Source organism: Planococcus sp. BI3 (assembly GCF_056680115.1).
Genome location: NZ_CM155266.1, coordinates 1300736 through 1320135, shown reverse-complemented (window position 1 = coordinate 1320135; position 19400 = coordinate 1300736). Strand labels below are relative to the sequence as shown.

The following is a 19400-nucleotide window of genomic DNA, read 5'->3' as shown; positions in this document are numbered from 1 at the left end:
ATATTGACATGTGTTACACTAGATTCTGAGTAATTACTAAATAAAAAGAGGCGAACTAATACAATGGCTGAAAACTTGAACTTGTTGACGTCTACGCAGAATGTTATTAAAACTGCATTGGATAAGCTTGGATACGAAGATGCGATGTACGAACTTCTTAAAGAACCGATGCGGATTTTGGAAGTGCGCATTCCGGTGCGAATGGATGACGGAAAAACAAAAGTCTTTACAGGTTACCGTGCTCAACACAGTGACGCGGTCGGCCCAACAAAAGGTGGAGTCCGTTTTCATCCGGATGTAAATCGTGATGAAGTTATTGCTTTATCAATGTGGATGACATTAAAATGTGGGATTGTGGAATTGCCTTACGGCGGAGCAAAAGGCGGCATCATCTGCGACCCGCGCGAAATGTCCATGCATGAAATTGAAAAATTGAGTCGTGGATATGTCCGTGCAATCAGTCAGATTGTTGGACCGAACAAAGACATTCCAGCACCAGATGTGTTTACAAACTCACAGATTATGGCCTGGATGTACGATGAATACAGCAAAATTGATGAATTCAACTCTCCAGGCTTTATCACAGGTAAACCGATTGTTCTTGGTGGATCTCAAGGCCGCGACAAAGCAACAGCTCAAGGAGTGACCATCTGTATTAATGAAGCCGCTAAAAAACGCGGTCTGGATATGCAGGGTGCACGCGTTGTTATTCAAGGTTTCGGTAATGCGGGAAGCTTCCTGGCGAAATTCCTTCATGACGCTGGAGCAAAAGTAGTCGGCATTTCAGATGCTTACGGTGCTCTTCACGATCCAGAAGGTTTGGACATTGATTACCTATTGGACCGCCGTGACAGTTTTGGAACAGTTACGACTTTGTTCGACAATACCATTACAAACAAAGAGCTCTTTGAATTGGACTGTGATATCCTGGTACCTGCCGCAATTGCAAATCAGATTACGGAAGAAAATGCCAATAATATCAAAGCTTCCATCATAGTTGAAGCTGCAAACGGTCCGACTACCGCTGAAGCCACTAGAATGCTCACAGCTCGTGGAATCCTTTTGGTGCCTGACGTTCTCGCAAGCGCTGGTGGAGTTACGGTTTCTTACTTTGAATGGGTGCAGAATAACCAAGGTTATTATTGGACGCAGGAAGAAGTGGACGAAAGACTCAACAAAAAATTGGTTGATGCATTTGAAAATGTCTATAATGTTGCCACTACACGCAATATCGATATGCGTTTGGCAGCCTATATGGTCGGCGCCCGTAGAACTGCTGAAGCTTCACGCTTCCGTGGATGGGTATAAGACACCAATAAAAAACCGCCTGGATTCCAATCCAGGCGGTTTTTTTGTCTCAATCTTTTGCTTTTTGATTTGAGAAACTACATAATATAACCTGAATAGAGGAGGATGATTGGATGAATGCATTTTCATTTTACAACCCGGTAAAACTTATTTTCGGTAAAGGCCAGCTTCAGGCGGCCAAGAAAGAATTGCCGAAATTCGGTAAAAAAGTATTGCTAGTATATGGTGGCGGCAGCATCAAGAAGAATGGCCTTTACGACGAAGTCATTCAAATGTTGTCAGAAGCTGAGCTTGAAGTTTTCGAGCTTTCCGGAGTAGAACCGAACCCACGGATTTCAACTGCCAGAAAAGGCATCGAAATCTGTAAAAAAGAAGGCATTGAGATGATTTTAGCAGTAGGTGGCGGTTCAGTCATCGATTGCACCAAGCTCATCGCCTGTGGCGCCAAGTATGACGGAGACGCTTGGGATTTCGTTTCCCGTAAAGCACAGCCGAAAGAAGCTTTGCCTTTTGGAACAGTCTTGACGATCGCAGCAACGGGTTCTGAAATGAATGCCGGTTCTGTTATCACTAATGAAGAAACGCAAGAAAAATATGGATGGGGAAGCCCGTTGTCATTCCCGCAATTCTCAATCCTGGATCCGACATATACATTGTCGGTACCGGAAAACCATACGGTCTACGGAATTGTCGACATGATGTCCCATATTTTCGAGCAATACTTCAACGATGCCAGCAACACGCCTGTCCAGGACCGGATGTGTGAAGGTGTTTTGAAAGCAGTCATCGAAACTGCACCAAAATTGATGGAAGATCTTCAAAGCTATGAACACCGTGAAACGATCTTGTTTGCCGGAACAATGGGATTGAACAAATTCCTTGAAATGGGCTATAGAGGTGACTGGGGTTCACATAATATCGAACACGCCGTGTCTGCCATCTATGATATTCCCCATGCAGGCGGATTGGCGATTCTCTTCCCGCAATGGATGCGCCATAATGTAAAAGTGAATCCTGCGCGTTTTGCTCAAATGGCAGTCCGTGTCTTTGACGTGGATCCAGAAGGCAAATCGGAAACGGATGTCGCCTACGAAGGCATCGATCGCCTGGTAGCGTTCTGGACGTCTCTAGGAGCGCCAACGCGTTTAGACTACTACGACATCGATGATTCGAAAATTGATGTGATGGTTGAAAAAGCCATGGTCTATGGTGAGTTCGGCAACTTTGCAAAATTGAAAGACGAAGACGTGAAACAAATCCTTCAAGCGTCTCTATAAGAAAAAGGCTCAGCATTTAGCGCTGAGCCTTTTTTCTTTGCTTATTTTTTTCCGAGTGATTCCGGACGGCTGCTCAGGTGTGTCCAATGGGTTTGGCCATCGTCTGCATCGAGAGATACGATGACGTCATCAACACTCGGCTGGCTGAGGATGATTTCCGCCAAGCGTTCCTGCAAAGCATCAGCCTCGGTTACATTTAAATTTGGATCAACTTCAATTTTGGTTTCAACGTGAAGAAATTCACCTTCTTTAACAACTTCCAGTTCTTTGATGTCCCGAACATCGGGATGGTCGCTAAGTATATGTGCAATATGATTAACCATCTGTTCGTCGGTTTCACCGATAGCTCCACGCGCGTTGTCCAGAAAAACTTTCCCGACGACATACAACATCATAAAGCCGATGGCGATAGAGGCTGCACCTTCGACTTGCAAAAAGCCGGTATAATGTGCGATCAATACAGCAACTAGAGCCAGCACGCCACCCGCGGTCGCGACCAAATCTTCCAGAAATACCAGCTTCGTTGCTGGCTTCGCTCGGTTCAAGTAGCTGAAACTTGTAGTCAATGGAGCCATTGCTCCACCTTTTATGCCGGCTTCATGAAGAATTTCCTTGCCGGCTTTATATAGAACGAAAAATTCCAGAATAATTGCAATGGATAAGACCACAACACTGATGATGAATCCTTCTGCTTGCACGGGCGAAGTCAATTGATGCCATCCTTCGACAATGGTTTCGTATGCCATGATGCCAACAATCAGTACGGCGCCCAGAAGAACGATATTCAATAGACGTCCAAAACCATTTGGGAATCGCTTGGTTGGTGCTTTCTTCGAGAGCGCTGAACCGATAAAGACGAAGTATTGGTTGGCTGCATCCCCGATAGAGTGCATCGTCTCCGCGAACATTGCGACGTTCCCGGTAAAGAAGAAGGCCACACCTTTCATAATGGCGATAAATGTATTGATGATAGCTGCAGTCAAAGACGGCTTATTGCCGTCTTTTAATAATCCAAAAAATTCTTTCATAAAAATTCCTCCTCAATTAAATCAGTTCAATTTCAACTTGCTTTACTTGTTCCATATCTGATATCTCTTGATACAGATCGATCGTGTCTTTTTCATGTGAAAAAGATATGCGAATCGATAGTTTATGGAAAGGATCAGGCTTATCCTTATCTGAATGAGTAATGGATATGCTTTCAATAAGCGATCCTCCTGCTTTTAATTCATTCAACACCTCCCGGATAGATGCGCGGTCAGCTACAGTCACCTTTAGGTTCGCTTCGACCATCTTCAGACGCTTTGGCCCGAATTTAAAGAGGAGGGGAGGCAAAACCTCTATTCCAATCAGTACGATTAAAACTGCAGTCATAGCTTCGATATAGAAGCCTGCCGCAACTGCAATCCCAATTCCGCCGGCCCCCCAGATCATAGCCGCTGTCGTCAATCCCGAAATGGAATCATTGCCACGCTTTAAAATCACTCCGGCCCCCAAAAAACCGATGCCCGAAACAATCTGCGCGGCAAGGCGCAGCGGATCCATCGTGATATTAACATTATCATACTCGCTGCCTTGCGCAATATAAGCAGATTCAATCGAGATGATAGTCAACAGACAACTGAACGTTGAAATGACGATGCTCGTCTTTAGCCCAACCGGCTTCCTTTTTAATTCCCTTTCCACTCCAATGATTAAACTTAAAAGGGCAGCGATAAGAAGTTTAAAGAAAGTTTCAAATGAGGAAATTTGCAATGCGCTGAAAAACTCCATATCGATAACCTCCCTTTTTTGAACTTGTATTGATTCTCCGGGCTGATAGTGGCAAACTTATAACGTGCGTTGTCGGTAAGATTGCAGCAGAAGAAGAGGTGTTTGAATGGAAAAACCGGCTATCCATCCGTATATCCCTATTATAGTAGGAGTTTTCTCAGTAGCATTGTCAGCTATTTTTGTTAAGATGACTTCTGCTGATTCGGGAGTAACGGCTTTTTATCGTATGCTATTTTCAGTGTTGATTATGAGTCCGGTCTTCTTCCTGAAATATACCCATGAAATCAAAAAGCTAAGCAAAAGGGATTGGCTCTTCACTTCGGTAGCGGGAGTATTTTTAGCGTTTCATTTTATTTTATGGTTTGAATCCCTTAATTATACATCAGTGGCCAGTTCAACGGTGCTTGTAACGCTACAGCCGTTGTTCGCATTTGCGGGTACATACTTCTTCTTTAAAGAGAAACTCTCTATTAAAACGCTGGTCGCAGGAGCTATTGCAATTTTAGGGAGTGTATTGATTGGTTATGGAGATTTCAAAGTCAGTGGAAGTGCTCTTTATGGAGATATGCTGGCTTTGATCGCCTGCGCATTGATCACAGCTTATCTATTGTTCGGACAGGATGTTAGAAAGAGATTATCCTTGGTGACCTATACATTTGTGGTTTACGGAATCAGCACCATAACGTTATTCTTCTATATTGTATTTAAAGGAGAATCCTTTGGTCCTTATCCGGCTTCTGAATGGATGTGGTTTTTGTTATTGGCGCTTATTCCAAATTTGCTTGGGCACACATTATTCAACTGGGCTTTGAAGTGGGTGAGCACTAATGTCATTTCAATAGCGATTCTTTTTGAGCCGGTAGGGGCTGCTATACTAGCGTACTATATACTTGGTGAGTATTTGAGCATCTCTCAAATTGTCGGGGGAAGTGTTGTTCTGGCAGGGATTACACTGTTTGTTGCAGACTATCAAAAAATTAAAATGTACTTATTTAGAATAAAGGCTTGATTTTTAGCGCGTGGCGGTTTATATTTATATATGTCCTTAAGACAACTCGGAAAAATATTTTGAAATAGTATTGACAACGAGATTGGAACAGGGTATATTAATAAAGTCGCCAATGAGCGCGACACTTTGAACCTTGAAAACTGAACAGCAAAACGTCAACAAACAGCAACGGCCGCGCAAAACGGCCCGCGCAAATCTACTGATCAGCTTATGCAGATCACAAGCGAACCGTGCGTCTTCGGACGGCGGTACGCCAGCAAGTCAAAGAGCAGTCAAATGTTCTCTATAATGGAGAGTTTGATCCTGGCTCAGGACGAACGCTGGCGGCGTGCCTAATACATGCAAGTCGAGCGGAACACTTGGAGCTTGCTCCAAGCGTTCAGCGGCGGACGGGTGAGTAACACGTGGGCAACCTGCCCTGCAGATCGGGATAACTCCGGGAAACCGGTGCTAATACCGAATAGTTTGCGGCCTCTCCTGAGGCTGCACGGAAAGACGGTTTCGGCTGTCACTGCAGGATGGGCCCGCGGCGCATTAGCTAGTTGGTGGGGTAATGGCCCACCAAGGCGACGATGCGTAGCCGACCTGAGAGGGTGATCGGCCACACTGGGACTGAGACACGGCCCAGACTCCTACGGGAGGCAGCAGTAGGGAATCTTCCGCAATGGACGAAAGTCTGACGGAGCAACGCCGCGTGAGTGACGAAGGTTTTCGGATCGTAAAACTCTGTTGTGAGGGAAGAACACGTGCCAACTAACTACTGGCATTTTGACGGTACCTCACCAGAAAGCCACGGCTAACTACGTGCCAGCAGCCGCGGTAATACGTAGGTGGCAAGCGTTGTCCGGAATTATTGGGCGTAAAGCGCGCGCAGGCGGTCCTTTAAGTCTGATGTGAAAGCCCACGGCTCAACCGTGGAGGGTCATTGGAAACTGGAGGACTTGAGTGCAGAAGAGGAAAGTGGAATTCCATGTGTAGCGGTGAAATGCGTAGAGATGTGGAGGAACACCAGTGGCGAAGGCGACTTTCTGGTCTGTAACTGACGCTGAGGCGCGAAAGCGTGGGGAGCAAACAGGATTAGATACCCTGGTAGTCCACGCCGTAAACGATGAGTGCTAAGTGTTAGGGGGTTTCCGCCCCTTAGTGCTGCAGCTAACGCATTAAGCACTCCGCCTGGGGAGTACGGCCGCAAGGCTGAAACTCAAAGGAATTGACGGGGGCCCGCACAAGCGGTGGAGCATGTGGTTTAATTCGAAGCAACGCGAAGAACCTTACCAGGTCTTGACATCCCGCTGCCCGGTGTAGAGATACGCCTTTCCCTTCGGGGACAGCGGTGACAGGTGGTGCATGGTTGTCGTCAGCTCGTGTCGTGAGATGTTGGGTTAAGTCCCGCAACGAGCGCAACCCTTGATCTTAGTTGCCAGCATTCAGTTGGGCACTCTAAGGTGACTGCCGGTGACAAACCGGAGGAAGGTGGGGATGACGTCAAATCATCATGCCCCTTATGACCTGGGCTACACACGTGCTACAATGGACGGTACAAAGGGCTGCCAACCCGCGAGGGGGAGCCAATCCCAGAAAACCGTTCTCAGTTCGGATTGCAGGCTGCAACTCGCCTGCATGAAGCCGGAATCGCTAGTAATCGTGGATCAGCATGCCACGGTGAATACGTTCCCGGGCCTTGTACACACCGCCCGTCACACCACGAGAGTTTGTAACACCCGAAGTCGGTGAGGTAACCACTTGTGGAGCCAGCCGCCGAAGGTGGGACGGATGATTGGGGTGAAGTCGTAACAAGGTAGCCGTATCGGAAGGTGCGGCTGGATCACCTCCTTTCTAAGGATAAATTCGGAACCGGAGCATTGCGCTTCCGGGGTTGACGTTTTGCGTTCAGTTTTGAAGGTTCACCTTCAGGCGGCAACGCCTTTTTGTGATTCTTTCAACACTTGTTCTTTGAAAACTGGATAAAACGACATTGAAACATATATGCAAGCAATTCATGTACGCGTGGCTTTCGAGCCACAACTTTTTAATTGACCATTGGTTAAGTTAGAAAGGGCGCACGGTGGATGCCTTGGCACTAGGAGCCGAAGAAGGACGGCACTAACACCGATATGCTTCGGGGAGCTGTAAGTGAGCTGTGATCCGGAGATTTCCGAATGGGGGAACCCGCTGCCTTTAATCGGGCAGTATCCATGTGTGAATTGATAGCACATGAGAAGGCAGACCCAGGGAACTGAAACATCTAAGTACCTGGAGGAAGAGAAAGCAAATGCGATTCCCTGAGTAGCGGCGAGCGAAACGGGATCAGCCCAAACCAAGAGGCTTGCCTCTTGGGGTTGTAGGACACTCTATACGGAGTTACAAAAGGAAGGATTAGGCGAAGCGACCTGGAACGGTCCGCCGCAGCGGGTAACAGCCCCGTAGCCGAAAACCCTTCCCCTCCAGAGTGGATCCTGAGTACGGCGGAACACGTGAAATTCCGTCGGAATCCGGGAGGACCATCTCCCAAGGCTAAATACTTCCTAGTGACCGATAGTGAACCAGTACCGTGAGGGAAAGGTGAAAAGCACCCCGGAAGGGGAGTGAAATAGATCCTGAAACCGTGTGCCTACAAGTAGTCAAAGCCCGTTAATGGGTGATGGCGTGCCTTTTGTAGAATGAACCGGCGAGTTACGATTGCATGCAAGGTTAAGCTGAGAAGGCGGAGCCGCAGCGAAAGCGAGTCTGAATAGGGCGACGAAGTATGCAGTTGTAGACCCGAAACCAGGTGATCTACCCATGTCCAGGGTGAAGGTAAGGTAACACTTACTGGAGGCCCGAACCCACGCACGTTGAAAAGTGCGGGGATGAGGTGTGGGTAGCGGAGAAATTCCAATCGAACCTGGAGATAGCTGGTTCTCTCCGAAATAGCTTTAGGGCTAGCCTCAAGATTGAGAATCCTGGAGGTAGAGCACTGTTTGGACTAGGGGCCCATCCCGGGTTACCGAATTCAGACAAACTCCGAATGCCAGTGATTTATGCTTGGGAGTCAGACTGCGAGTGATAAGATCCGTAGTCAAGAGGGAAACAGCCCAGACCACCAGCTAAGGTCCCCAAATATCCGTTAAGTGGAAAAGGATGTGGCGTTGCTTAGACAACCAGGATGTTGGCTTAGAAGCAGCCATCATTTAAAGAGTGCGTAATAGCTCACTGGTCGAGTGACACTGCGCCGAAAATGTACCGGGGCTAAACGGATTACCGAAGCTGTGGATGGACATCGTAGATGTCCGTGGTAGGAGAGCGTTCTAAGGGCGTTGAAGTCAGACCGCAAGGACTGGTGGAGCGCTTAGAAGTGAGAATGCCGGTATGAGTAACGAAAGACGGGTGAGAATCCCGTCCACCGAATGCCCAAGGTTTCCTGAGGAAGGCTCGTCCGCTCAGGGTTAGTCGGGACCTAAGTCGAGGCCGATAGGCGTAGACGATGGACAACAGGTTGATATTCCTGTACCACCTCCCCGCCGTTTGAGCAATGGGGGGACGCAGAAGGATAAGGAGAGCGTGCCGTTGGTTGTGCACGTCCAAGCAGTGAGGCGTGGAATGAGGCAAATCCCATTCCTGATACGTTGAGCTGTGATGGCGAGAGGCCTAGCCTCGGAGTCCCTGATTTCACACTGCCAAGAAAAGCCTCTAGCGAGGCGGGAGGTGCCCGTACCGCAAACCGACACAGGTAGGCGAGAAGAGAATTCTAAGGTGAGCGAGTGAACTCTCGTTAAGGAACTCGGCAAAATGACCCCGTAACTTCGGGAGAAGGGGTGCTCTGGTAGGGTGTATAGCCCGAGAGAGCCGCAGTGAATAGGCCCAGGCGACTGTTTAGCAAAAACACAGGTCTCTGCAAAACCGTAAGGTGACGTATAGGGGCTGACGCCTGCCCGGTGCTGGAAGGTTAAGGGGAGTGCTTAGCGCAAGCGAAGGTGCGAACTGAAGCCCCAGTAAACGGCGGCCGTAACTATAACGGTCCTAAGGTAGCGAAATTCCTTGTCGGGTAAGTTCCGACCCGCACGAAAGGCGTAACGATCTGGGCACTGTCTCAACGAGAGACTCGGTGAAATTATAGTACCTGTGAAGATGCAGGTTACCCGCGACAGGACGGAAAGACCCCGTGGAGCTTTACTGTAGCCTGATATTGAATTTTGGTGCAACTTGTACAGGATAGGTAGGAGCCTTTGAGCCCGGAGCGCCAGCTTCGGGGGAGGCGTCAGTGGGATACTACCCTGGTTGTATTGAAATTCTAACCCACACCCCTGATCGGGGTGGGAGACAGTGTCAGGCGGGCAGTTTGACTGGGGCGGTCGCCTCCTAAAGAGTAACGGAGGCGCCCAAAGGTTCCCTCAGAATGGTTGGAAATCATTCGCAGAGTGTAAAGGCAGAAGGGAGCTTGACTGCGAGACGTACAGGTCGAGCAGGGTCGAAAGACGGGCTTAGTGATCCGGTGGTTCCGCATGGAAGGGCCATCGCTCAACGGATAAAAGCTACCCCGGGGATAACAGGCTTATCTCCCCCAAGAGTCCACATCGACGGGGAGGTTTGGCACCTCGATGTCGGCTCATCGCATCCTGGGGCTGTAGTCGGTCCCAAGGGTTGGGCTGTTCGCCCATTAAAGCGGTACGCGAGCTGGGTTCAGAACGTCGTGAGACAGTTCGGTCCCTATCCGTCGCGGGCGCAGGAAATTTGAGAGGAGCTGTCCTTAGTACGAGAGGACCGGGATGGACACACCGCTGGTGTACCAGTTGTTCTGCCAAGGGCATCGCTGGGTAGCTATGTGTGGCCGGGATAAGTGCTGAAAGCATCTAAGCACGAAGCCCCCCTCAAGATGAGATTTCCCATTGCGCAAGCAAGTAAGATCCCTCAAAGACGATGAGGTAGATAGGTTCGAGGTGGAAGCGTGGCGACACGTGCAGCTGACGAATACTAATCGATCGAGGACTTAACCAAACAACCGTACGGATTCTTGCATGGAATCAATGTCGTGTATCCAGTTTTGAAGGAACAAGAAAAGTTTTTGGAAAAAAAGCTTGAAAAAACCACTTAGCATGGTATAATGAATCTTGTCTTTCAAAATCAAATAGTCCAGTGATGATGGCAAAGAGGCCACACCCGTTCCCATCCCGAACACGGCAGTTAAGCTCTTTTGCGCCGATGGTAGTTGGGGGTCTCCCCCTGTGAGAGTAGGGCGTCGCTGGGCAATACATATCGGAGGATTAGCTCAGCTGGGAGAGCATCTGCCTTACAAGCAGAGGGTCGGCGGTTCGATCCCGTCATCCTCCACCATTTTTTCTCTTTCGCCGGAGTAGCTCAACTGGTAGAGCAACTGACTTGTAATCAGTAGGTTGAGGGTTCAAGTCCTTTCTCCGGCACCACTCATGCAAATGAGCCATTAGCTCAGCTGGTAGAGCATCTGACTTTTAATCAGAGGGTCGAAGGTTCGAATCCTTCATGGCTCACCATTTTAATTTCATAATTGCCACGCGGGTGTGGCGGAACTGGCAGACGCACTAGACTTAGGATCTAGCGCCTTCGGGCGTGGGGGTTCGACTCCCTTCACCCGCACCATTTTTGCGGAAGTAGTTCAGTGGTAGAACGCCACCTTGCCAAGGTGGAGGTCGCGAGTTCGAACCTCGTCTTCCGCTCCAATTTTTTTTGCACACTATGCCGACCCTTAGCCGGGGTGGCGGAACTGGCAGACGCACAGGACTTAAAATCCTGCGGTAGGTGACTACCGTACCGGTTCGATTCCGGTCCTCGGCACCATTTATGCAAACCAAATGAATACTTTTTATGCGCCCGTAGCTCAATTGGATAGAGTACTTGACTACGAATCAAGCGGTTAGAGGTTCGAGTCCTCTCGGGCGCACCATATTTTTTACACTCAGCAACTCAAGTTCGGGAAGTAGCTCAGCTTGGTAGAGCACTTGGTTTGGGACCAAGGGGTCGCAGGTTCGAATCCTGTCTTCCCGACCAAACAATGGGGCCTTAGCTCAGCTGGGAGAGCGCCTGCCTTGCACGCAGGAGGTCAGCGGTTCGATCCCGCTAGGCTCCACCAACTATAATATTAAAGATCCTGGCGGCGTAGCTCAGCTGGCTAGAGCGTACGGTTCATACCCGTAAGGTCGTGGGTTCGACTCCCTCTGCCGCCACTTTTTTAGGACCTTTAGCTCAGTTGGTTAGAGCAGACGGCTCATAACCGTCCGGTCGCAGGTTCGAGTCCTGCAAGGTCCACCATTTATCTATTATCACGGAGGAATACCCAAGTTTGGCTGAAGGGATCGGTCTTGAAAACCGACAGGGGAGTCAAATCCCGCGGGGGTTCGAATCCCTCTTCCTCCTCCATATTCTTAAAATGTGTGGACAATTTATTTTAAAGATCTTGTTAGAAATCACTAACTATATTATTGTCGCGGGGTGGAGCAGTTCGGTAGCTCGTTGGGCTCATAACCCAAAGGTCGCAGGTTCAAATCCTGCCCCCGCAACCAAATGGTCCCGTGGTGTAGCGGTTAACATGCCTGCCTGTCACGCAGGAGATCGCCGGTTCGATCCCGGTCGGGACCGCCATTTTTATGTAACAAAGTGGGTCAGTAGCTCAGTCGGTAGAGCATTAGATTGAAGCTCTAAGTGTCGGCGGTTCGATTCCGTCCTGACCCACCATTTTTGCGGGTGTAGTTTAGTGGTAAAACCTCAGCCTTCCAAGCTGATGATGGGGGTTCGATTCCCCCCACCCGCTCCATATTTTATACATATGGGCCTATAGCTCAGCTGGTTAGAGCGCACGCCTGATAAGCGTGAGGTCGATGGTTCGAGTCCATTTAGGCCCACCATTCCGAAGTAGCTCAGTGGTAGAGCACCGCACTGTTAATGCGATGGTCGTAGGTTCGAGTCCTACCTTCGGAGCCATACTGGGGAAGTACTCAAGTGGCTGAAGAGGCGCCCCTGCTAAGGGTGTAGGTCGGGCAACCGGCGCGAGGGTTCAAATCCCTCCTTCTCCGCCAGTATTAGGCCCCTTGGTCAAGCGGTTAAGACACCGCCCTTTCACGGCGGTAACACGGGTTCGAATCCCGTAGGGGTCATTATAAAAAAAGTGTCATGCATTTAATTGCATGACACTTTTTTTCGTTTTGCTGGAAATGTAACTGTGGAGTATCATTCCAAGCATCACCAGTAGTATACCGAATAACGATAAGCCTGAAGGAAGGGCAATAGATAAAAAAAGGATTTCTCCTGCTAAGGCAAACAAAACTTCCATCGATTGTGTGGCTTCCACGGCGCCTAACTTTTGCATGTTTCCTCTAACCAAATCCGTTGCTTTAAAGAAAAGTACGGTGGCGATAACGCCTGAACTGATTGCGACAATTAAGGTTTGAAGACTTTGCGAAGCAGTAGGATAACCGGCAGTAATCAAGCCATATAACGATAGCACCAGCCAAAAAGGCAGACTTGCTAACGTCATCCCTAAAACCCGCTGGTAGGCATCCAGTCTGCCTCCGCAGATATCCATCATTTTTCTGTTGCCGAGTGGATATGCGATAGCAGCGATGACAACGGGAATAAAACCCAACCATAAAGTTGTTAAAGAAACGTCGTTTACTATATGTTGTAGCTGCATGAGACTGATGCCAGCCAATATGATAGAAGAGATCAACAAGCCTCTTAATGGGATTTTCCCTCGTATCTGCACTATTTCTTTTTTGCTATGTATGGTAATTAAAAATAGTGGGGCAAGCAAAGTACCCGCAATAATAGTGATTTGCCATGTTCCTGCAATCAGCCAGCCTGGAGAATAGGCAGCGGCAAAACAGAGGGGTGCGTAGAATAAACCAAATCCGACAAAGCTCCATACTATCCAAGCTCTTTTATTTTTGTTCATTTCCTGTAATAAGGGCTTCAGGTTCTTACGGGACAGAACAATGATCAGCAAAAAGGGAATCATGAAGAAGTAGCGGAGGGAAGCGCTCCAAATCCAGCTTCCACCGCCAGCCTCCATGGCGGCGTTCAGTACAAAAGTAAAGGCAAAGAAAAATGCGGCGAAAATGCCGATGACGATGGGTTTCACTTTTTAACCTCCTGTGATGAAAGCATGTAAATTATCTATCTACTATATCGCATGCTTATGACTTCTTGAAAGTGTTATTTTGACAGACAAAAAGGGATTTCCCGTGGGAATCCCTTTTTGTCTGTATTTTGTTATAGAAGATAATCAAGCAATAAACCAATCCCGAGTAAGAAAGCGACAAAGGTATTTGTTTTTCCTGTATCTTTCATCGCAGGCATTACTTTTAAAGGTTCAGTATAGCGTTTAAATATCTGAACAACTTTGATGGGTTTTAAAACGCTTAGGAAGACCAGTAAAGCCCAAGGCGTCAGCATTCCTGCAATGACTAGCACAACAATCCATGCATAGGCCAGGATGAAGAAAGACATCAAAATGTTGACGGCTGCCGGTCTTCTGACTAAAATCGCTAGCGTTTTACGGCCGCTTTCCTCATCTCCGACAATGTCACGGATGTTATTGGACATCATAATGGCTGCCACGAGCAATGTGCTCGGTACAGCAAGCAATGATGCTTCCAAAGTGACCGTTCCAGTTTGGATGTAGAAGGCAATGATGACAATCAGGTAACCCATGACCACTCCGGAGAAGAGCTCACCAAAAGGGGTGTAAGCGATCGGATAGGGGCCGCCAGTATAAAGGTAACCAATCATCATTGCAACTGCACCAACGATCAAAAGCCACCAGCTGGTTTGTGAACAAATATAAATCCCGATGACCGCAGCGATTCCATAGAATACTAAAGCCAAAGCTAAAACGGTTTTTGGTTTGACTCCGTTTCGAACGATTGCGCCGCCGATGCCAACTGAATTTTCATTATCCAAGCCTCTGGCAAAATCATAATACTCGTTGAACATGTTAGTGGCTGCCTGAATCAATAAACTTGCGATGAGCATGGCCAGAAACAACGTCCAGTTGATGGAGGAATGGTTTAAGGCAATCATCGTTCCCAAGAAAACGGGAGCGAAGGATGCGGTTAAAGTATGCGGCCGGGTCAGCTGCCACCATACGCGCCAACCGCTGTCCGCTTGCAGTGAATGTGTCATATCTATCTCTCCTTTAATTCTTTCCACTCTTCATTGTACTTCAAAATAGGAGGGAATACAGCAAATGATGTGCTGATTTTAGCAGAAAAGAGTATGATAGAAGGTAGAGATTAAAAGAAGAACAGTTAGTGGAATAAACGAGACGCTTGTCTTAAAACGGAGGTAATGAGGTGAATTCAGAATCGTCTTCATCGACCCAGCAATTTGCGGCTGGCCCATACGAAGGCTACCGCTTTTATACCGAAACAATCGAAGTAGCACGCATGTCCGCATTGGCATTTTTTGAAGCGGGTGGCGATGACCACGCGGGAAAACGCATGTATTGGCAAAACCGCGAAAAGACGTTTACATTAGTTGGAATTGGCCATGCCCATGTCCTTTCTACAGACAAGGCAACGGGACGATTCGAGAAAATAAAAGAAGACTGGAAAAGTCTTTGCCGGCAAATCGTCAATGAAGAAAGTTCTGTTCAGCCTGTCCTCTTTGGCGGTTTTTCATTTGACCCTTTGAATAATAAGCCGAGTGAATGGACAAAATTTCCGCAGGCTTATTTTGCGGTGCCGACTTTTCAGTTGATTTTAAAAGGGGAGCAGGCTTTTGTCAGCATCCATTTAATTACGGAGAAGCAAGAAAGTTTCGATCAGTTTGATGCGATGCGCAAGGAACGGGACAAATTGATTCATGCGGCTCAAGTATCTGAAGTGGATAAATACGATAAACCACAGGCAACCGGCCGAATAGAATTGAGAAAACAAGAGTATTTGGATTCTATTCAGCAGGTTACGGATATTATCAACGCTGAAAAAGTGGAGAAAGTTGTTATTGCCCGCACACTGAAGCTGGAATATGAACACAAGCTTTCTCCGGCTTCTGCATTGTACCAGGTTTCCAATGAACAGCCTGAAAGCTTCCTGTTCGGTTTGGAAGCGGAAGAGCAGTTTTTCTTTGGTGCGACTCCGGAGCGTTTGGTGAAAGTGGAAGAACGAAAAGCACTTTCGACCTGTTTGGCAGGTTCCACTCCCCGAGGGAAAACTGTTGAGAAGGATACTGAACTTGGTGAGGAATTGCTGAAAGATCCAAAAAATCGGGCGGAGCATCAATATGTAGTGAAGATGATCAGTGAAGTATTTGAAGCAAACTGTAGCCGAACTATCGTTCCAAAGTTGCCGAAATTAATGAAAATCAGGGACATTCAGCATTTGTATACACCGGTGGAAGGCGATTTGAATCCAGGCGCCACTTTGTTTGATTTGGTAGAAGTTCTTCATCCGACACCCGCACTCGGCGGAGAGCCAAAACTGGAGGCCATGGAGATGATCCGGGAATATGAAGCGATGAACCGGGGGTATTATGCAGCTCCAATCGGCTGGATTGATGCTAAAGGCAACGGTGAATTTGCTGTTGCAATCCGTTCGGCTTTATTGGATGGCGATAGAGCTTATTTATATGCAGGCGGCGGAATTGTTTCAGATTCCACGCCTGAATCAGAGTATGACGAGACATGGGTTAAATTCAGACCGATGCTTCGGGCATTGGGAGGTCAATTGAGTGACGAGTCGTAAAGCGTTAACAGAATATGTATCTGCATTTACCCATTCGCTTGTGGAACTCGGAGTGGCGGATGCAGTCATCAGTCCGGGATCCCGTTCTACCCCGCTTGCCTACGCTTGCATGAAGCAGGAAGGGCTGTCGGTCTACCGGCAGATCGACGAGCGCTCAGCGGCTTATTTTGCGCTGGGCATGGCGAAGGCTTCCGGCAAACCGGTGATGCTGTTGTGTACATCGGGAACGGCAGCGGCCAATTATTTTCCGGCGATTGTTGAAGCGTATTATGCACGGGTGCCGCTGATTGTAGTGACGGCAGACCGTCCGCATGAGCTGCGGGAAGTCGGAGCGCCGCAAGCTATCAATCAAGTTAATTTATTTGGAGCGCATGTGAAATGGGCGACAGATCTGCCGATGCCGGAAACGGAAAACCAATTGGCTTTTCTGTCCCGCCATCTGCACCGCTCTGTCCAGAGTGCCAGCAGTGAACCAAAAGGGCCGGTGCATGTCAATGTGCCGTTCCGCGAACCGCTGCGCATTGATTTTGAGCAGGCTTATGAATCGTTTGGGGAAATTGCTCATTTTGGCGGAGAAATGGCGTTATCGCCTGCCAGCCGGGAATTTCTGCAGGATCTAGTGAAAAAAGAAAAAGGCCTGCTGATCGTCGGGGAAATGACTTCTGCGATGCCAGCTGAATTCTGGGATTTTATTCAACGGCTTGATTGGCCGGTATTGGCGGATCCTTTGTCGAATCTGCGGGGCAATGTCCCACCAGAAGCGAAGCATCTGGTCGTCGATTCCTATGATGCCTTACTGAAAAGTGAAGCATTTAAGGAAGGCGTAGTGCCTGAAGCGGTTATCCGTGTCGGGCCACAGCCGGTTTCAAAGCCCTTGACTTTGTTCTTGGCTGCAGTGAAGCCAGAAGTCTATGCAGTGTTTGATGAAAGTCCGATGCTGCGGGATGCCCAGTCGCTGGCGACGCATCACATTCAGTCTTCGGCGAATGCTTTATGGCAGCTGCCGTTGGGACAGAAAAAAGCGGGTTCTTACCGTGAAAAATGGTCGGCCGCTTCCGCTCTATACTGGGAAGTGGTCAATCGCCATTGCAGAAAAGAGCTGGATGAAGGTGTCTTGGCAAAAGTGTTTTTTGACAGATTGCAAGATTGCGATTTGATTGTCGGCAGCAGTATGCCGATCCGCGATGTTGATACTTTTTTCAAAGCGACCGAGCGGGATGTGATGATCTACGCAAACCGTGGTGCAAATGGCATTGACGGGGTCGTATCGACAGCATTTGGTGTCCAGGCCGCAAAACAGCGTCCTGCCTATCTGTTTATCGGCGATTTGTCGTTCCTGCATGATATGAATGGGTTGATTGCTTCTAAGATGCAGGCGACGGATCTGACGATTGTCATCATGAATAATGATGGCGGCGGTATTTTTTCTTACCTGCCTCAATCTCAGGAAGAGCGTTATTTTGAAGACTTGTTCGGCACGCCGACAGGGCTGACTTTTGGCGATGCTGCGAAAATGTATGATGCGCAGTATGCATCGGTGGAAACGGCAGAACAATTGGCGGATGTGTTGGATCAGCCAAAAGATAAAGCTGTAAGAATCATTGAAGTGTTTACAGATCGACAAAATAACGTCACGACACACCGCAAATTATGGAGCCGCTTTGACGAGGAGCTGGCAAAGCAATGAAGCTGGATGTCGATGGAGTGGGCTACCATGTAGAAATCTTTAATGAGGACAAACAGGAAACGATCGTCTTTCTGCACGGTTTTACCGGCAGCACGAAAACATGGCAACCGGTTATTGAGGGGTGGGGGGATGTTAGAATCGTCCTCATCGATTTGATTGGCCATGGCGAAACGGATTGTCCAGAATCGGTTGAGTGCTATTCGATGGACCGGCAGCTGAAAGATTTGGATGCGCTGTTCGGCCAATTGGATTTGGAAAAGGTGACGCTTGTCGGCTATTCGATGGGCGGGCGCGTGGCGCTCTCTTATGCCTGTAGTCTTCCGAATCGTATCAAAGGTTTGGTGCTTGAAAGTGCTTCTCCTGGTCTCCGGAGTAGAGCGGAGCAGCAGGAACGCCGAACGCGCGATGAAGGGCTGGCAGAACGGATTGTTGCCGGCGGGATAAGGAACTTTGTTGATAAATGGGAAAACATCTCTTTATTCGATAGCCAGAAATCCTTGCCGGAGCGAGTGAAACGAGCCGTACGTGATGAGCGGCTGTCGCAGAATCCGGTAGGTTTAGCAAACAGCCTGAAAGGCATGGGCACGGGTGCGCAGGATTCGTATTGGGAGCGGCTGGGAGAACTGACTATGCCGGTTTTACTGGTGACGGGGCAGTCGGATTTGAAGTTTGAAGCCATTGCCAAAAAGATGGCGGAGCTGATGCCGGACGCTGTTCACAAAACTATTGATGCAGGCCATGCGATACATGTGGAAAAACCTGTTGAATTTGCTACAATAGTAAGAGAGTATTCTAGTTTGAACTACCAAGGAGGAAAATCATGACACGCGAGTGGATTACAGAACGTACATATGAAGACATCAAGTATGAAATTTTCAGCGGCATTGCCAAAATCACCATCAACCGTCCGGAAGTGCGCAACGCATTCCGTCCGAAAACAGTTCACGAATTGATCGATGCATTTTCACGCGCACGCGATAACGCAGATGTAGGTGTCATTGTTTTGACTGGCGAAGGCGAAAAGGCTTTCTGTTCAGGCGGCGACCAATCCGTACGCGGACATGGCGGCTATGTTGGGGAAGATGAGATTCCGCGTTTGAATGTCCTAGACCTTCAGCGTTTGATCCGCGTCATTCCAAAACCCGTCATCGCCATGGTTGCGGGTTATGCAATCGGCGGCGGACACGTTTTGCATGTCGTTTGTGACTTGACGATTGCAGCTGACAACGCACGTTTCGGACAAACAGGACCGCGCGTCGGTTCGTTTGATGCAGGCTATGGTTCAGGTTACTTGGCACGCATCATCGGGCATAAGAAAGCGCGTGAAATCTGGTACCTATGCCGTCAGTACGACGCGCAGGAAGCATTGGATATGGGCTTAGTCAACACAGTGGTTCCTCTTGAGCAGCTGGAAGACGAAACCGTTCAATGGTGCCAGGAAATGCTTGAAATGAGCCCGACTGCACTGCGTTTCGTCAAAGCGGCAATGAATGCCGATACGGACGGCCTTGCTGGATTGCAGCAGATGGCTGGAGACGCGACCCTATTGTATTACACAACGGATGAAGCAAAAGAAGGCCGTGATGCGTTCAAAGAAAAACGCAAACCGGACTTTGGCCAATTCCCGCGTTTCCCGTGATCATCGAATAATTGAA

11 protein-coding genes, 20 tRNA genes and 3 rRNA genes are annotated in these 19400 nt (G+C 48.5%); 30 read left to right on the top strand and 4 right to left on the bottom strand.

The window, feature by feature from the left end:
* Positions 1–63: 63 nt before the first annotated feature.
* A complete protein-coding gene (locus tag AC1MEO_RS06705) occupies positions 64–1308 on the top strand; it encodes a Glu/Leu/Phe/Val family dehydrogenase (protein ID WP_480335163.1) in 1245 nt (414 codons plus the stop codon).
* A 113-nt stretch (positions 1309–1421) separates the two neighbouring features.
* Positions 1422–2585: an iron-containing alcohol dehydrogenase gene (locus tag AC1MEO_RS06700; RefSeq protein WP_480335162.1), complete on the top strand. Its 1164-nt coding sequence runs from the start codon at positions 1422–1424 to the stop codon at positions 2583–2585.
* Positions 2586–2626: 41 nt separating this feature from the next.
* On the opposite strand, the gene AC1MEO_RS06695 is transcribed toward AC1MEO_RS06700, so the two are convergent.
* Together AC1MEO_RS06695 and AC1MEO_RS06690 are read right to left on the bottom strand one after the other, a co-directional pair.
* A complete protein-coding gene (locus AC1MEO_RS06695) occupies positions 2627–3613 on the bottom strand; it encodes a cation diffusion facilitator family transporter (protein WP_480335160.1) in 987 nt (328 codons plus the stop codon).
* Between the two features lie 16 nt (positions 3614–3629).
* Positions 3630–4358: an MgtC/SapB family protein gene (locus tag AC1MEO_RS06690; RefSeq protein ID WP_480335159.1), complete on the bottom strand. Its 729-nt coding sequence runs from the start codon at positions 4356–4358 to the stop codon at positions 3630–3632.
* 106 nt (positions 4359–4464) lie between these two features.
* Between AC1MEO_RS06690 and AC1MEO_RS06685 the strand changes: the two genes are divergently transcribed.
* The 24 genes from AC1MEO_RS06685 (at position 4465) to AC1MEO_RS06570 (ending at position 12470) form a co-directional block, all read left to right on the top strand.
* Complete coding sequence (locus AC1MEO_RS06685; RefSeq protein ID WP_480335158.1) at positions 4465–5367, top strand: DMT family transporter; 903 nt, start codon at positions 4465–4467, stop codon at positions 5365–5367.
* A 285-nt stretch (positions 5368–5652) separates the two neighbouring features.
* Positions 5653–7203 (top strand): 16S ribosomal RNA (locus AC1MEO_RS06680).
* A gap of 206 nt (positions 7204–7409) precedes the next feature.
* A 23S ribosomal RNA gene (locus AC1MEO_RS06675) occupies positions 7410–10341 on the top strand.
* Positions 10342–10475: 134 nt separating this feature from the next.
* A 5S ribosomal RNA gene (rrf, locus tag AC1MEO_RS06670) occupies positions 10476–10591 on the top strand.
* The 16S, 23S and 5S rRNA genes sit together here with 20 tRNA genes alongside, the layout of an rRNA operon.
* A gap of 10 nt (positions 10592–10601) precedes the next feature.
* A tRNA-Val gene (locus AC1MEO_RS06665) sits at positions 10602–10677 on the top strand.
* Between the two features lie 13 nt (positions 10678–10690).
* Positions 10691–10766 (top strand) — tRNA-Thr (locus AC1MEO_RS06660).
* 11 nt (positions 10767–10777) lie between these two features.
* Positions 10778–10853, top strand: a tRNA-Lys gene (locus AC1MEO_RS06655).
* Between the two features lie 21 nt (positions 10854–10874).
* Positions 10875–10959 (top strand) — tRNA-Leu (locus AC1MEO_RS06650).
* A gap of 5 nt (positions 10960–10964) precedes the next feature.
* Positions 10965–11039 (top strand) — tRNA-Gly (locus tag AC1MEO_RS06645).
* A 29-nt stretch (positions 11040–11068) separates the two neighbouring features.
* A tRNA-Leu gene (locus AC1MEO_RS06640) sits at positions 11069–11157 on the top strand.
* 29 nt (positions 11158–11186) lie between these two features.
* Positions 11187–11263: transfer RNA gene (locus tag AC1MEO_RS06635), tRNA-Arg, on the top strand.
* A gap of 27 nt (positions 11264–11290) precedes the next feature.
* Positions 11291–11367: transfer RNA gene (locus AC1MEO_RS06630), tRNA-Pro, on the top strand.
* Between the two features lie 6 nt (positions 11368–11373).
* A tRNA-Ala gene (locus AC1MEO_RS06625) sits at positions 11374–11449 on the top strand.
* Positions 11450–11469: 20 nt separating this feature from the next.
* A tRNA-Met gene (locus AC1MEO_RS06620) sits at positions 11470–11543 on the top strand.
* Between the two features lie 8 nt (positions 11544–11551).
* Positions 11552–11628, top strand: a tRNA-Ile gene (locus AC1MEO_RS06615).
* A gap of 15 nt (positions 11629–11643) precedes the next feature.
* Positions 11644–11736 (top strand) — tRNA-Ser (locus tag AC1MEO_RS06610).
* A gap of 66 nt (positions 11737–11802) precedes the next feature.
* Positions 11803–11879, top strand: a tRNA-Met gene (locus tag AC1MEO_RS06605).
* A 3-nt stretch (positions 11880–11882) separates the two neighbouring features.
* Positions 11883–11958 (top strand) — tRNA-Asp (locus AC1MEO_RS06600).
* 17 nt (positions 11959–11975) lie between these two features.
* Positions 11976–12051, top strand: a tRNA-Phe gene (locus AC1MEO_RS06595).
* A gap of 5 nt (positions 12052–12056) precedes the next feature.
* A tRNA-Gly gene (locus tag AC1MEO_RS06590) sits at positions 12057–12130 on the top strand.
* Positions 12131–12144: 14 nt separating this feature from the next.
* Positions 12145–12221 (top strand) — tRNA-Ile (locus AC1MEO_RS06585).
* 1 nt (position 12222) lies between these two features.
* A tRNA-Asn gene (locus tag AC1MEO_RS06580) sits at positions 12223–12297 on the top strand.
* A gap of 4 nt (positions 12298–12301) precedes the next feature.
* Positions 12302–12392: transfer RNA gene (locus AC1MEO_RS06575), tRNA-Ser, on the top strand.
* A 6-nt stretch (positions 12393–12398) separates the two neighbouring features.
* A tRNA-Glu gene (locus AC1MEO_RS06570) sits at positions 12399–12470 on the top strand.
* A 14-nt stretch (positions 12471–12484) separates the two neighbouring features.
* Here the strand turns inward: AC1MEO_RS06570 and AC1MEO_RS06565 are convergent.
* A complete protein-coding gene (locus AC1MEO_RS06565; protein ID WP_480335157.1) occupies positions 12485–13453 on the bottom strand; it encodes a DMT family transporter in 969 nt (322 codons plus the stop codon).
* Positions 13454–13584: 131 nt separating this feature from the next.
* The gene (locus AC1MEO_RS06560) at positions 13585–14496 is read right to left on the bottom strand and encodes a 1,4-dihydroxy-2-naphthoate polyprenyltransferase (protein WP_480335156.1); all 912 of its coding nucleotides are present in this window, start codon (positions 14494–14496) and stop codon (positions 13585–13587) included.
* Between the two features lie 170 nt (positions 14497–14666).
* Between AC1MEO_RS06560 and AC1MEO_RS06555 the strand changes: the two genes are divergently transcribed.
* Genes AC1MEO_RS06555 through menB form a run of 4 tightly spaced genes read left to right on the top strand, consistent with a single transcriptional unit; the run spans position 14667 to position 19384 of the window.
* The gene (locus AC1MEO_RS06555) at positions 14667–16058 is read left to right on the top strand and encodes an isochorismate synthase (protein WP_480335154.1); all 1392 of its coding nucleotides are present in this window, start codon (positions 14667–14669) and stop codon (positions 16056–16058) included.
* On the top strand, positions 16045–17745 hold the full coding sequence (gene menD, locus AC1MEO_RS06550; RefSeq protein ID WP_480335153.1) for a 2-succinyl-5-enolpyruvyl-6-hydroxy-3-cyclohexene-1-carboxylic-acid synthase: 1701 nt from the start codon (positions 16045–16047) through the stop codon (positions 17743–17745). Before AC1MEO_RS06555 ends, menD begins: the two co-directional genes overlap by 14 nt.
* Positions 17742–18569 (top strand): 2-succinyl-6-hydroxy-2,4-cyclohexadiene-1-carboxylate synthase, encoded by an 828-nt coding sequence (gene menH, locus AC1MEO_RS06545; RefSeq protein WP_480335151.1) that lies wholly within the window; start codon positions 17742–17744, stop codon positions 18567–18569. The genes menD and menH overlap by 4 nt, the downstream gene beginning before the upstream one ends.
* Positions 18566–19384: a 1,4-dihydroxy-2-naphthoyl-CoA synthase gene (gene menB, locus AC1MEO_RS06540; RefSeq protein ID WP_480335150.1), complete on the top strand. Its 819-nt coding sequence runs from the start codon at positions 18566–18568 to the stop codon at positions 19382–19384. The genes menH and menB overlap by 4 nt, the downstream gene beginning before the upstream one ends.
* Positions 19385–19400 lie beyond the last annotated feature (16 nt).